The sequence below is a fragment of the Streptomyces sp. OZ13 genome, from assembly GCF_052068155.1.
Lineage (GTDB): Bacteria > Actinomycetota > Actinomycetes > Streptomycetales > Streptomycetaceae > Streptomyces.
The window spans coordinates 1-13,814 of the sequence record NZ_JBQHCZ010000004.1 but is presented as its reverse complement, the minus strand read 5'-3'; the positions used below and the strand labels follow the sequence as shown (position 1 = coordinate 13,814).

The following is a 13,814-nucleotide window of genomic DNA, read 5'->3' as shown; positions in this document are numbered from 1 at the left end:
GTCAGGCAGGTGTCATGAGGAGCGGGCGGGCCCTCTCCCGCAGCTCCATGACCCGCGGCTCGTCGCCGTACGGCTCGAGCCGGTGCAGCAGGTCCCGTACGTACTCCGTGGTCCGAGCGGACGAGATCCGGCCCGCGACCTCCACCGCGCGGGTGCCCGCCGCACAGGCGGCGTCCAGATTGCCCGATTCCAGCTCGGCCACCGCGGACACCACGAGCCGCAGTCCGTGCGAGCGCACGTACTCCTCCGTGGGGCGGGACAGTGCCTGCTCCGTGAAGCGCCGCACCTGCCGCGGTGCCTTCAGGTCGCGGTAGCACTCGGCCGCGTCCGCCGCGAATCTGTCGTACGAGTAGAAGCCCAGCCAGGACGGGTCGCCGTCGCCCTCCCTCGACCTCTCCAGCCAGCCCTCCGCGGCCTTGAGGGCCGCGCCCGCGGCCGCCGCGTCGTTCGCCTTGGCGTGGGCGCGGGCCTCCACCAGACGGAAGAAGCTCATGGTGCGGGCGGTGGCGAGGCCCCGGTTGCGTTCCAGTGCCGCCTGGGCCAGGTCGACGCCCTCGTCGGCGAAGCCGCGGTACGTCGCCTGGAGCGACATGGAGGCGAGCACGTATCCGCCCAGCGGCACATCGGCGGCGGCGCGGGCCAGGCGCAGCGCCTGGATGTAGTAGCGCTGCGCGGCTTCCTGCTGTCCGGTGTCGAAGGCCATCCACCCGGCGAGTCGGGTCAGTTCGGCGGTCGCGCCGAACAGGGCCCGGCCCACTTCGTCCGAGTACGAGCCGAGAAGCAGGGGTGCGGCGTCGACGCGCAGGCACTCGGGGACCATCGACGAACGCCAGTCACCGCCCCCGTACTTGGAGTCCCAGCGGCGGGCGTCCTCCGCCGCCTCCCGGAGTTTCGCGACGTCGCTGTGACCCACGCGGGCGGGCGTGTCGGCGGCGTCCGCGGTCTCCGTGCCGTCGGGAACGTCGGGGGAACCGGAAGAGGGGTCGGAGGAGAGGGACGAGCCGCCGGTCGCGTCGAACAGCCGCTCGACCGACGCGTCGGCCGGGGTTATCAGCCAACGGGAGGCGGGCGTCGCGTAAGCGCTCACTGCGAACGATCCGGCCAGGGACTGCCAGATGCCCCCGCCGCCGGCACGGCGGCCCGCAAGATCCAGCCGGTACAGTTCGGTGGCCGATTTCACCGCTTCGCCGACATCACGCGGGAACGCCAGTCCCACCTCGGGCGCCGGGTCGGCGTCGGCCAGTCCGATCTCGTGGAGCGGCACCGGACGGCCCAGCTTGGCGCCGATGGCTGCCGCGATGAGATGGGGTGCGGCGCCCTGCGGCACCATGCCCTTGGACACCCACCGGGCCACCGACGTCTTGTCGTAGCGGAGGGTCAGACCACGCTGCGCGCCGAGGTCGTTGACCCGCCGCGCGAGGCCCGCGTTACTGATTCCCGCGAGGGCGAGAACCGTGCCGAGCTTTTCGTTCGGCCCGCGTTGCTCCCTGGACATGCGCCACCCCTCGACACGCAGACGGCTGCCGCGCACGGCCCGCGCACGGCATTCGTGCTGGGTTCTCCCGGTTCGCGGCACCCCCTCCCGACCGGTCCCGGCTGCAAAACCATGTGGCCGTGCCCTGCGGAATATGCGCGCCTGTGGAGAACAGCAGCAAACACAGCGTAGTTCGCCGCATCCCGACCGTTAAGGGGCCAACTTCCCTATGGCGGGATTGTTGTCCGTACGGGTGATCGCCCGTCCGCCCTCGTGCTCCCGCCGTGTGGCCGTGCGCCCGTCCGTGCGCTCTGGCCGGTCGGAGGCGGGAGCGCTTCCATGAGTGCTGCGTGGGTCGGCCCGCTGCGTACTGGAACCAGCGGGCTGGGGGACACCGCCGCCTCAATCCCCGCGGGCGGCGGACAGGGCCCGGGAGGCGAACTGCGCCTCCCGGTCCGTGTGTTGCGGTCAAACTGCCACGCTGACGCGGCCCCGAAAATGGCTGAATGACGCCTGTCCGTCGGCCCTTCCCGAGGGTTGCCCGGACCTCCGGCGGCCTCGGAGCCGGCTCCCGCACCGTCGGCAAATCGCCAACGCCGCCGCGGTGTTCCGTTTTTGCACGCGCTACCGGGAGCCCTTCGCGTGCGCCTCCTTCGTGGCAGCATGTTCCCGAACGGCTTCGGCGATGTCCGGCAATGTTGGGGAGGCGGCGATGCGGTGGCTGGTGGGGTGGAGCAGTATCGCCGCGAACTTCGGCACGGCGGGCGCCGTCGGAGCCTCCGAAGAGGGCCGCACCCTGCATCCCGTCGGAGCCCAACTCCTGTGGGGCGACCCGGATCCGCTGTGGGCCGTCGGGGACTGGCGGCCCGACGAGGTGCGCATCATCACCGCCGAACCGCACCAACGGCCTTATGCCACCCCGGGCAACGGCCAGGCGCCCACCGTGACCCGGCTCGCCGTCCTCGGCTGCTGCGCCGCCAGCGACGAACAGCTGCGGGTCGGGCTGTTCGCGGCGCGCGGCGGCGCACTGAGGCATCTGACCGCGTGGGCGGGCAGCTACACCGTCGTCGTCCAGGTCGGCCGCCGCATCACCGTCGTCGGCGACCTCGCCGGTGCCCGCCCCGTCTTCTACACCCCGTGGGCGAACGGCACGGCGTACGCGACCGCCGCCCTCCCGCTGGCCGACCTCATCGAGGCCCAGCTCGACATCGGACACCTGGCCGCCCTGCTGGCCTGCCCCGAGTCGCCGGAGGCGCTGCGCGACTCCACCCCGTACGCCGGAGTGAAACGCATCCCGCCCGGACACGCGCTGATCCTGCGGGAGGGCTCACGGGAGATCACCGGGTACGAACCGGTCGCCTCGCTCGCCGTCGCCGCCCCGCAGGTCGAGGCCGCTCGCGCCATCGACGGTGTACGCGACGCACTCGTCGAGGCCGTACGTGCCAGGCTGACCGCGCCCCGGCACGCGCCCGAGACCATGCCGCCCGACCCGGGGCCCGTCCCCGGGATGGGCCCCGCCGAACGCCGCGCGGCCCGCGGCGGGCCGACGCCCGGGATCGGCGCCGACCTCTCCGGGGGCAGCGCCTCAAGCACCCTCGCCCTGCTCGCGGCCGGACTGCCCGGCGTACCGGGCACGGTGCTCGGACACGGCACCGGCGCCGGTGAACGCCTGCTCGCCGTCACCTTCAACGACCTCGCCACCAGCGGACACGAGCTGCGCGAGCCCGAGCTGGAACGGGCCCGCCTCATCGCCGCCAACCCACGCCTGCACCATGTCGTGGTCGCCGCCGGAGAAGAAGGACTGCCGTACGCGAATCTCGACTCCGGCCCCCTGACCGACGAACCCGCACCGTCCTTGGTGACCGCGGAACGCCACCGGGGTCGGCTGGCCGCCGGCAGTGCCGACCACTTCACCGGAGCGGGCGCGCGGCAGGTGCTGGACGCGCATCCGGCGCGGCTGGCCGACCTGCTGCTGGACCGGCGCAGACGCCACCTGCTGCGGCCGGTCACCGCCCTGGCCCGCTCGGAACGGCCTTCCCCCCAGTCCCTCTTCGTCCCGCTCACCGTGTACCGGGCAGCCCGCAAGCTGGCCCGAACGCCCTACCGCACCGGACTCGAGGCGGCTGCCGGCGACGTGCTCCTCGCCAATCGTCCGGGTCCCGCCCTGCGCAACGGCGCGGTGGGCGCGTCACTGGCGGCGCTGGCGTGGTCCCGTCCCGGGCCCGCGGCACGCTGGCTCACCGGGGAGGCGCTCGCTGAAGTATCGGTTCGGCTGACGGAGGCGGCGACCCGGCCCACCTCGGTCCAACGGCCGGGCGAGACACGGGCACGGGCCGCGCTCGCCCGCCACGCCTTCGACCACCGGATCCTGGAACAGGCCGCGGAGGTACGCAGCCAGCGTCTGCACGCGCCCTACCTGGACAACCAGGTCGTACGGGCCTGCCGGGACCTGCCGGAATCGCTCCGCGTCCAGCCGGGCGCGCGGGCCGCCGTACTGCGCACGGTCCTCGCGGGCGCCGGCATCCACGACCTGCCGCCCGGCTGGGGCTCCCCGACACACGCCTCGTCCGCCGCGGCGGCCCGCACGGGACTACGGTCGGCGCTGCCGCACCTGATCGCCCTCTTCGACGCCCCGCTGCTCGCGGACGCGGGCCTCATCGAGGCCCGCGTCGTCCGCGGGGCGCTCCGTGCGGCGTCCGAGGGCGAGCCCGTGCCACTGGACGGGCTGGCGGACCTGGTCTCCACCGAACTTTGGCTGCGGAGGCTGCTGTCGCGCCGGGGCACGTGCTGGACGGGTACGGCGGCGCCGCGGCAGCGAGCGGTGGCGGGCGGGGTGCCGCGACGGCCGACGCTGCAGTCGTAGGGGGCGGGTGCGGGTGCGTGGCGCCTGCGGCGGGCTTGTCCCTACCCGCCCCTTCCCGCTGTACCGATGTGCGGCTCCGCCGCGTGGCGGGGCAGGCCCCGGACCCCGTACCGCGCTTCGCGCGGTGCCCTCAATCTCCTACGGCCTGGCGGCCGTGGGAGGTGCCCCCGGGCGGGCTCGAGTTGCCTGGCAACTTCAGCCTCGCCGGCGTTCGAGGCGCGGGGGTGCGGTGGGGGTCCCCCCACGCCGCCATGCATAGGGGGAGGAGCCCCCGAAACACCGCGCTTCGCGCGGGGCCGGGTCCGGGCGGAGCCCGGTTTCGGGAAGGGGCGGGTAGGGGAAACGGCCCCGCGCAGCGGTCAAGCCACGGCGGCCACGCCCCGCCCCTACTCGCAGGTGATGCGTGACTCCGCCCAGTCCGCCAGCGCCACCTGGTCCCGTGCAGTCTCCGGTTCCGCCACCAGGCGGATGGTGCTGCGGCCGGTGATGGGCACGTGGACCGGGACCGCCGGTTCGCCGCTGCGGACGACGGGGGAGCTCCACAGCCGCGTCCCGTCCCCGTACACCGAGAAGCGCACCGCGCCCATGCCCAGGCCGCGCGTCAGGTCGTCGATGCCGACGAATGCTTCGTACGTGGTGCACCGTCGGTTGAGGTCGATGGTGATGGACGACTTGGCGTGCGCGGTCGCCCCGTGCGCGTACTGCGTGCCGCCGATGGACATGGACGAGCGCTGCCAGAGCCAGCTGCTCTCGCCGAGCCGGACCTCCGGGCCCGTGTGGTCGCCGAAAGCCCCGTAGTCGAGGCGGTTCACCTGGTAGACCTCCGGCGCGGGCGACGGAGGCGTGGGTGTGGGGGTGGGTGTGGGGGTGGGTGTGGGCGACGGCGTGGGTGTGGGCGTCGGGGAAGGCTGCGGCTCCGGCGTGGGGCTCGGCTTCGGCGGCGTGGGCTTCGGGGGTGCCGGCTCGGGCTCCGGCGCCGCCACGGCTTCGACGACCGGCGGCGAATTCGGCGCGGGCGGGGCCGGGGACTCCGGCTCGGGCGTGGGCGGCGGTACGACGGGCTGGGCGACCGGCGGCTTCGCCACAGGATCCGGGACCGGTTGCGGGTCACCGGAAAGCGCCCAGACCAGTCCGGCGGCCGCGACCGCGGCGACAGCGGCCGCGATGCCCACCTTCGCCGGGGCCCCGAGGCCTTCGGCCGCGGCACCGCCCGTGGCACCGCCCGAGGCGCCACCGGCGGTGCTCCCGGTGGCGGCCGCCGCCGCTCCGGCTCCTGCGGCGCCCACGGCGCCGCCCGCCACGATGCCCGCGGCCTTGAGGGAGTACCCCGCGGCGAACCAGCCGATCACCGCGATCGGCAGCAGCGCCGGAATGCCCGCGTTGACATGCGCCAGTTCACCCGCGGCGAGCCGGCACTTGACGCACTCGTCCAGGTGCTTGCGAAGCCCGCGTTCCGCCCGCATGCGCAGACCGCCGCGGGCGTAGGCGCCCAGCCGGTCCGCGTAGCGCGCGCAGTCGCCGCCCGTGGTGAGCGCGGTGCTCACATGGGCCTGGAGGTAGGCCTGCTTGAGGCCTTCGCGGGCCCGGCTCGCGAGCACCGCGGTCGCGTTGGCGGTCAGCCCGAAGAGCGGTGCGACGTCGCTCGGCGACTCCTCCTCGACGGTGGTGTGCCACAGCACCGCCTGCCAGCGCTCCGGCAGTGACCGGAACGCCTGCATGGCGAGTGACCGTTCCGCCTCGTGCATCGCCCGTACGTCCGCGCCGAGGTCGAGGGTGTCCTCGTTCGACGCGTCGGCGCTGCGGGCCGCCTCCGTGGCGAAAGCCGCGAAGTCCTCGACCAGTTGCTCCCGCTTCGCGGTCTTCATCCAGTTCGCGGCGACGCGCCGGACCGTGGTGAGCAGGTAGGCCCGTACGGCCTGCTCGGGCCCGGCGCCGCCGCGCACCGCCTGCAGCGTCCGGGCGAACACCTCCGCGGTCAGGTCGTCGGCGGTGTCGGCGTCCCGGCAACAGGTGCGGGCATAGCGCCGGATGGCGTCCGCGTGGCGGCGGAACAGCTCCTCGTACGCGCTGTCGTCGCCGTCCCGCATGCGCAGAATCAATTCTGCGTCTGCCGGTGGCAGTTCGCGGGGCGGGGGCAGCACCGAGCCGTGGCTGCCGGCCTCCCGCTGCTGCGGCACCGCGTAGTGGTTCTGCGAATCCGCAGGTTCCGCGGACAGCGCCCTGGACACGTCCGGCGCACTGTCCGTTGCCTGCCCCGCCGCGCCGGCCGGTCCCGCCCCGCCCGGGGAATAACCTCGGCCGCCCTGGCTGGGCACCTGGGAGGCGGACAGTTCGTCCGCCTCCGGCCCGGCCGCGCCGCTCAGCGACTCGTCCCGCCCGTCACCGCTCATCGCGGAAGCCCCCGTAAGCACCTACAGACCCGAACACCGGGCAAGCGTGCCATACAGCGGCCCTACGCCGAACCCCTCCGTACGGCAACCACCCGTCCGGGGAAACTTCCACGGATCCGGTTCCTCTGCCTCACTCGTAAGAGGCACACTGCGGCGGGCGTACGGACACGGCGTGTTGACGTGCGGGCAGCAATCACACCGCCCGGGGGCGCAGGCCCTCGAGCAGAATGTCCAGCAACCGGGCCGAGGCCGCCTCCTGCTGTGCGGCGTCGGGCAGCGAGGGCGCGGCGGTGGCTATCACCAGCAGCACGTCCGCCACGGTCACATCACCCCGAAGCTCGCCCGCCGCACGGGCCCGCTCCACGAGCCGGCCCACCACCTCCAGCAGATCCGCCGCACCGCTGTCGTCCAGCTCCTCAGCCGGCATCGGTCGTGGCGCCACCACACGCAGCCCGGGCTGTGCCACCGCCCGCTGCTGCGGCACCCGGGTGTCGTCCAGCGGCTCGGTGTCGGTGACGACGGTCGGCTCGTCACCGTCGACGCCCACCCGCAGCACCTGCGGCGGCAGCAGACGACCGGCGCCGGACGCCACCGACGTGCGCAGGAAACGTGCGAGAGCCGACCACGGCTCCTCCTCCTGCCCGAGCGCGGTGCGCGCCTGTTCGGTCAGCCGGGACGTCTCCTCCTCGGCTATCCGGCGCACCAGGACGTCCTTGCTGGGAAAGCGGCGGTACACCGTCCCCACGCCGACCCGCGCACGCCGGGCGACGTCCTCCATCGGCGCGCCGTAACCAAGCTCGCCGAACACTTCGCGCGCCGCCCGCAACACGTGCTCGAGATTGCGCTGCGCGTCCACCCGCAGCGGCGCGGAGCGGCTGGTCCCGCCCGATCCCGCGCGCCCGCTCCCATTGCCGTCGGCCGCCGATGCCGGCGCGACGGCAGTCTGCCAATGCGAATCCTGAATATGCATGAGCGTTCCCCCGGTCATGTCGTCTCCCCCCGGAGACCTCCCCGCTGTCCGCCGGGCATGTCGTGACCCGACACCCCGACCGAGTACGAACATAGTTGAGCCCGAGTCAATTCAGAAGGGGGTACTTCCGCACGGAGCGCCCCCCGATCGGAGCAAGGGCCGGAAGGTTCCCTATTACGCCCCGGGACCCCGACCCACCCGCCATGTCTGACCTGCGTGGCTTCCTTTTTGCCCCGAGCTGGGCGCGGAGCCGCCGGAAGCCGTCTTCCGGTCACACAATTTGCCGGGCCTGTGGACAAACTCCCGAGGCCGTTGCCTCATGGGATGGTGAAGGCTGCAAACACCCGGGGCACGACCCCCGGCACCCCGCCGCGCAAACGCATTCTCGTCGTCGGCGGCGGTTACGTCGGGATGTACACCGCGCTGCGCCTCCAGCGGAAGCTGAAGCACGAGCTGGCGCGTGGCGAGATGGAAATCGTCGTGGTCACGCCCGACCCTTATATGACGTATCAGCCGTTCCTCCCGGAGGCCGCGGCCGGTTCCATCTCCCCACGCCATGTCGTGGTCCCCCTCCGCCGTGTTCTCGACAGATGCACCATCGTCATCGGCGAGGCCAAGGCCGTCGACCACGCGAAGCGCACGGCGACGGTCAGCACGCTCGCGACCGAGGAGGAGGGCGCCGGCGCCGTCGAGATCACCTATGACGAGCTGGTCATCGCGCCCGGGTCCATCTCCCGCACCCTTCCCGTCCCCGGCCTCGCCGACTTCGGCATCGGTTTCAAGACGGTCGAGGAGGCGATCGGCCTGCGCAACCACGTCATCGAACAGATGGACATCGCCTCGTCGACCCGGGACCCGGCCATCCGCGACGCCGCCCTGACCTTCGTCTTCGTCGGCGGCGGCTACGCGGGCGTCGAAGCCCTCGCCGAGCTCGAGGACATGGCCCGTTACACCTCCCGCTACTACTACAACATCAAGCCGGAGGACCTGAAGTGGATCCTCGTCGAGGCACAGGGGCGCATCCTCCCCGAGGTCGGCGAGCAGATGGGCAGGTACGCCGTACGTGAGCTGCGCGCCCGGAACATCGACGTACGCCTGGAGACGCGCCTCGACTCCTGCGAGGACCGTGTCGCCGTCCTCAGCGACGGCTCGCGCTTCCCCACCCGGACGCTCGTGTGGACGGCAGGCGTCAAACCCGCCCCGGTCCTCGCCGCCACCGACCTGCCCCTGAACGGGCGGGGACGGCTCAAGTGCACCGCCCGTCTCTCCGTCGAAGGCGTCGACCACGCCTGGGCCGCCGGTGACGCCGCGGCCGTCCCGGACCTGACGTCCGACAAGCCCGAGGCCGAGTGCGCGCCCAACGCCCAGCACGCCGTACGCCAGACCAAGGTGCTCGCGGAGAACCTCGTGGCCTCGCTGCGCGGCGCGCCCATGCAGGACTACGCGCACAAATACGCGGGATCAGTCGCGTCCCTCGGCCTGCACAAGGGCGTCGCGCACGTCTACGGGCGCAAGCTGAAGGGCTATCCGGCCTGGCTGATGCACCGGGTCTACCACCTCAGCCGGGTGCCGACCTTCAACCGCAAGGCACGAGTGTTGGCCGAATGGACCCTCTCCGGGCTCTTCAAGCGTGAGATCGTCTCTCTCGGCTCGCTGGAACACCCGCGCGCCGAGTTCGCACTCGCGGCGGGAGGCGAACGACCGGCGAACGGCTCGAAGGAGCAGCCGTCCGCCGGCCAGAAGGAAGGGCCCCAGGAGCAGTCGGCCGACGGGTCACCCGACGGTCCCACGGGGACCTGACGGCGGTTCGGCAACTCGGGAAAGACGACTGTCAGTCCGGTCGGCCACACTTGACGTGTGACCATAGGTGGGCTCACACCTGCACAGAGTGACCCTTGGCGACGATCCCATTGAGGCTAGAAAGTCAGTGAACTTCACGCGTTGGAGCGCCAGGCTCCCCGGTACGCAGCGCCGCGCCGCGGCGCGGGGAACCGACCGAGGGCTCTCCCCGGCGCAGCGGTCCGAGGGCTCCGTGCCCGCGGCCCGCGGCGAGTACGGTCACTCCGAGCCCCCGCCCGACGTCCCGGCGCTGGAAGACTTCTCCGTACCGGAGATGCTCGGCCGCCTGCCCGCCCTCGTCGCGCTCGTCTACGGCCCCGAGCACCGCATCGCCTACGTGAACGACGCCTACGCCGCCGCCTTCGGGCCGCGGCAGGCCGGATCGCCTGCCGCCGACGTGTGCCCCGAGCTCACGGAGCTGGGGCTACTGCCGCTGATGGACCAGGTGCTGCGCAGCGGCAAGCCGCGCACGGTCAAGTCCCGCAGGATCCAGGGCGGTGGGGAATCGGCCCGGCGGGGCGAGGGGTCGTACACGATCACCTGCCTGCCCGCGGAGCGCGCGGACGGCAGCAAGGAGACCGAGGGCGTGTTCGTCTTCGCGGCCGACGTCACCGACCACGCGGACGCGGCGGAGCGTCTGCGGGCCAGCGAGCGCCGGCATCGGGAGACGGCCGTGACGCTTCAGCGTTCGCTGCTCCCGCAGGAACTGGAACAGCCCGACGATCTCCGCTTCGCCGCCACCTACCAGCCCGGCGGTATCGACGCCGCGGTCGGCGGCGACTGGTACGACGTGATCACGCTCGGCGCGGGACGCACGGCGCTCGTCATCGGAGACGTGATGGGCCGCGGCGTGCGCGCTGCCGCCGTCATGGGCCAGCTGAGGACCGCGGTCCGTGCCTACGCCCGCCTCGACCTCCCGCCGCACGAGGTCCTCCAGCTGCTGGACGGCCTGGCCTCCGAGATCGACGCCAGCCAGATCGCCACCTGTGTGTACGCCGTACACGACCCGAACGAGGGCCGGCTCGTCTACGCCTCCGCCGGCCATCTGCCGATCCTCGTGCGCGACGAGGACGGCACGGTCCACAAGGCGGCGGAACCGACCGGACCGCCGCTCGGCACCGGCGGCTGGCTGCACACCTCGGGCGCCATCGACCTGCCGCCCGGTTCCACCGCCGTCCTCTATACGGACGGCCTCGTGGAACGCCGTGGCGAGGACATCGACGAAGGGGTGGCCGCGCTGGAGCGCGCGCTGTCCGGGGCGACCGGCAGCCCGCAGGTGGTCTGCGACCGGCTGATCCGTTCCCTCGGCGTCACCGCGGAGCACGACGACGACGTCGCCGTGCTCGTGCTGCAGCACCCGACGCGGAAGGGGGCGGACGCCGAGCTGTTCCACAACGCCGCCCTGGACCTGCTCGGCGGTATCGAGGCGGCGCCGCGTGCCCGGGCCTTCGCGTCAGGGGTCCTCGCCTCGTGGCGGTTCTCGCCGGAGCTGCACGACCTCGGTGTGCTGGCCGTCAGTGAACTGGTCGCCAACTCCCTCCAGCACGGCACCCCGCCCATGCGGCTCAGACTCCGCCGCACCGACCGCCGTCTGATCGTCGAGGTGACGGACGGGGACGACCATTTGCCGCGCCGCCGCCGCGCCGAGACGGAGGACGAGGCGGGCCGCGGGATCTCCATCATCGCGACGATCGCCTCGTCCTGGGGGAGCCGACGCACCCCGGGCGGCGGCAAAGCGGTCTGGTGCGAGTTCGCCCTTCCGCGCTGAAGCCCAGGGACCCGGGGCCTCAGCGGGCGGGGGCGACCGCTTCCTCGGGCTTGTGCACGGCAACCACGCGGGTCCTCGCCGAGAGCGACGGCCGGTCCTGCACCGGGGTGAGCCGCTTGCCCAGGCGCAGCGCCAGCACCGTGACCGACAACGAGAACAGCACGAACGTCACGATGTACGGGCCGTGCAGCGCGGCGCCCATCGGCCCGCCGACGGCCGGGCCGACCGCCAGAGCGAGCTGCTTGACCAGCGCGAAGGCCGAGTTGTACTGCCCGACCATGGCCTCCGGCGCCAGGTCCGCGACCAGCGGTGCCACGGTCGGCGAGAGCATCGCCTCCCCGAGGCCGAACAGCGCGTACGTCGAGATGAACGCGGCCGTCGCCATGGCCTGGCTGCCGTGGCCGAGGCCCGCGTAGCCGGCCGCCAGCCAGGCCACGGCCCAGATGAGCCCGACCGAGGCGATGACCCTGCTGCGCCTGCGCCGCTCCACGAACCTCAGCACCAGGAACTGCGCGAGCACGATGACCGCGGTGTTGGCCGCGAGGGCCGTGCCGAGGGTCGCGGGCTCGATACCGGCGGCCTCCGTGCCGTAGGCGGCGAGACCCGACTCGAACTGGCCGTAGCAGGCGAAGAAGAGGACGAAGCCCAGGACGAGCAGCTGCACCATGGCCCGGTGGCCGAGCAGTGCTCGCAGGCCGCCCTTGGCGCCGGTCTCCGCGCCGGAGGGACGCGAGTCGTGGAGCGTCGGGGAGTGGGGGAGCCGCACGGTCAGGGCGATCGCCGCGAGCACGAGGAACATGGCCGCCTCGATACCGAACAGCAGGGTGAAGCTCGCCGGCCGGCTCTCGTCGACGATGTGTCCGCCGATCAGGCCACCGACGCCGAGTCCCAGGTTCTGCAGGAAGAACTGTGTGGCGAAGGCACGGGTGCGGGTCGCCGTCTCCGAGCACCAGACGATCATCGTGGCGAGCGCCGGCTGCATCACGGCCGTGCCGGCGCCGAGCAGCGCGGCTGACAGTACGACTGCTGGGATGCTGCCGGAGAGACCCATGCCGACGGCTCCCGCGGAGGCGAGCACGGCGGCGGCCACGAGCACGGGCAGAGGCCCCCGGCGGTCGATGATCCGCCCGGTGAAGGGCAGAGCGACGAGCGCGGCCATCGCGAAGACCGCGAGCACGGCACCCGCCGTGCTCGCGCCCAGCTCGCGCACCTGCGCCACATAGACGTAGAGGTACGGAACGGTGAAGCCGAGCCCGAACGCGCTCAGCGCGTTCCCCGCCTGGATCCGGCGCATCGCTGCACCCTTCGCCTTGGTCACACTCACCTGCTTCTGGTCGAGAAGCCCCTCGAGTCCGTAGGACTGAACCCTGAAGACTTCAACACTAAAGTTCAATGCTGAAGAGTACACATCGAAGGACTTCAATGCCAACGAGTGCCGTGCCATACTTCGGCGCATGCCTACCGAGACCCCCGAGGCCTCCCTGACGTCCGGCCCGCACGAGCCGAGCCTCGACGAGCAGATCGCTGCCTACCAGCGCGAATTCGGCGATCTCGACCCGCAGGTCGAGAAGGTGGTCTCCGCCCTCGGCCGGCTCAACCGCCGGATGAACGTCGCGTACGGCCGCCAGGTCGCCGACCTCGGCATCAGCAACACCGAGTGGGAAGTCCTGAAGACGCTGGTGCTCTCGGGCTCCCCCTATCGCATGGGACCCGGTGAACTCGCCAAGCGCCTGGGGCTCACCCCCGCCGCGATGACGCACCGCATCGATCGCATGGCCGGCGAAGGCCTGGTCACCCGCGACCGCGACGAGAACAACCGGGTGCGGGTGATCGTCGAGCTGACGGACGAGGGCCGCGCCAAGTGGCTCGAGGCGATGCGCATGGCGACGAACTTCGAGGAGGACCTGCTCCAGGACCTCTCGGGCGACGAGCGGGCGGTCCTCGGCGAGCTGCTCATCCGCGTGCTCCGCCGTGTGGAACACGACCAGCCGGACGCCGGCGGGCGGCTCACCGACCTGGATTAGCCGGGCCGCGGGGCAGGGTTGACACGGACCTCTGCGATCCGTAAGGTTCTTCGAGTTGTCGCGGGGCCGGAACGGTTCTGCGACAGCCATCCCGCCGCGAACGCGGCAACCAAACTCAGCACGATCTCCCAGCCGGGACGAATTTCGGCATGCCGAAATTCATTTCGAAAGCTCGATTATGAGCCGCCCGGGAAATCCGCTAGAGTTTGAGCGTCGGAACGGCCCAACAGCCGGGATGACAACTCCCGCTGACTGGGAATCAGGCCCGAAAGAGTCTGATAGAGTCGGAACCGCCGGAAGGCCGAAAGGCCGGAAAGCACACCGAGGAAATCGGATCGGAAAGATCTGATAGAGTCGGAAACGCAAGACCGAAGGGAAGCGCCCGGAGGAAAGCCCGAAAGGGTGAGTACAAAGGAAGCGTCCGTTCCTTGAGAACTCAACAGTGTGCCAAAAATCAACGCCAGATATGTTGATACCCCGTCCATC

8 protein-coding genes are annotated in these 13,814 nt (G+C 72.1%); 4 read left to right on the top strand and 4 right to left on the bottom strand.

Annotation, left to right across the window (positions count from 1 at the left end; translation table 11 throughout):
* Nucleotide 1 precedes the first annotated feature (1 nt).
* Complete coding sequence (locus tag ACTMTU_RS10280) at nucleotides 2–1,495, bottom strand: MFS transporter (RefSeq protein WP_364598386.1); 1,494 nt, start codon at nucleotides 1,493–1,495, stop codon at nucleotides 2–4.
* A 691-nt stretch (nucleotides 1,496–2,186) separates the two neighbouring features.
* Between ACTMTU_RS10280 and ACTMTU_RS10275 the strand changes: the two genes are divergently transcribed.
* Nucleotides 2,187–4,337 carry an asparagine synthase-related protein gene (locus ACTMTU_RS10275; protein WP_441263697.1) on the top strand — a complete coding sequence of 717 codons (2,151 nt, stop codon included), beginning with the start codon at nucleotides 2,187–2,189 and terminating at the stop codon, nucleotides 4,335–4,337.
* Nucleotides 4,338–4,723: 386 nt separating this feature from the next.
* Here the strand turns inward: ACTMTU_RS10275 and ACTMTU_RS10270 are convergent, their stop codons facing one another.
* On the bottom strand, nucleotides 4,724–6,727 hold the full coding sequence (locus ACTMTU_RS10270; protein ID WP_441263186.1) for a sigma-70 family RNA polymerase sigma factor: 2,004 nt from the start codon (nucleotides 6,725–6,727) through the stop codon (nucleotides 4,724–4,726).
* 193 nt (nucleotides 6,728–6,920) lie between these two features.
* The gene (locus ACTMTU_RS10265; protein WP_441263696.1) at nucleotides 6,921–7,697 is read right to left on the bottom strand and encodes a TetR/AcrR family transcriptional regulator; all 777 of its coding nucleotides are present in this window, start codon (nucleotides 7,695–7,697) and stop codon (nucleotides 6,921–6,923) included.
* Nucleotides 7,698–8,021: 324 nt separating this feature from the next.
* Between ACTMTU_RS10265 and ACTMTU_RS10260 the strand changes: the two genes are divergently transcribed.
* Nucleotides 8,022–9,497, top strand: a complete 1,476-nt coding sequence (locus tag ACTMTU_RS10260) for an NAD(P)/FAD-dependent oxidoreductase (protein WP_441263185.1) — start codon at nucleotides 8,022–8,024, stop codon at nucleotides 9,495–9,497.
* Nucleotides 9,498–9,624: 127 nt separating this feature from the next.
* Complete coding sequence (locus tag ACTMTU_RS10255) at nucleotides 9,625–11,304, top strand: ATP-binding SpoIIE family protein phosphatase (protein WP_441263184.1); 1,680 nt, start codon at nucleotides 9,625–9,627, stop codon at nucleotides 11,302–11,304.
* A 19-nt stretch (nucleotides 11,305–11,323) separates the two neighbouring features.
* Here the strand turns inward: ACTMTU_RS10255 and ACTMTU_RS10250 are convergent, their stop codons facing one another.
* Entirely contained in the window at nucleotides 11,324–12,598 is a 1,275-nt protein-coding gene (locus ACTMTU_RS10250) for an MFS transporter (RefSeq protein ID WP_441263695.1), read from the bottom strand.
* 160 nt (nucleotides 12,599–12,758) lie between these two features.
* Here ACTMTU_RS10250 and ACTMTU_RS10245 point away from each other — a divergent pair, with 160 nt between their 5' ends.
* The gene (locus ACTMTU_RS10245; RefSeq protein ID WP_005315409.1) at nucleotides 12,759–13,328 is read left to right on the top strand and encodes a MarR family winged helix-turn-helix transcriptional regulator; all 570 of its coding nucleotides are present in this window, start codon (nucleotides 12,759–12,761) and stop codon (nucleotides 13,326–13,328) included.
* Nucleotides 13,329–13,814: the final 486 nt, after the last annotated feature.

What these genes read in the sequence shown, in the direction of transcription:
- ACTMTU_RS10280 (WP_364598386.1), bottom strand. Translation starts at nt 1,495, where the DNA reads ATGTCCAGGGAGCAACGCGGGCCGAACGAAAAGCTCGGCACGGTTCTC.
- ACTMTU_RS10275 (WP_441263697.1), top strand. Translation starts at nt 2,187, where the DNA reads ATGCGGTGGCTGGTGGGGTGGAGCAGTATCGCCGCGAACTTCGGCACG.
- ACTMTU_RS10270 (WP_441263186.1), bottom strand. Translation starts at nt 6,727, where the DNA reads ATGAGCGGTGACGGGCGGGACGAGTCGCTGAGCGGCGCGGCCGGGCCG.
- ACTMTU_RS10265 (WP_441263696.1), bottom strand. Translation starts at nt 7,697, where the DNA reads ATGCATATTCAGGATTCGCATTGGCAGACTGCCGTCGCGCCGGCATCG.
- ACTMTU_RS10260 (WP_441263185.1), top strand. Translation starts at nt 8,022, where the DNA reads ATGGTGAAGGCTGCAAACACCCGGGGCACGACCCCCGGCACCCCGCCG.
- ACTMTU_RS10250 (WP_441263695.1), bottom strand. Translation starts at nt 12,598, where the DNA reads ATGCGCCGGATCCAGGCGGGGAACGCGCTGAGCGCGTTCGGGCTCGGC.
- ACTMTU_RS10245 (WP_005315409.1), top strand. Translation starts at nt 12,759, where the DNA reads ATGCCTACCGAGACCCCCGAGGCCTCCCTGACGTCCGGCCCGCACGAG.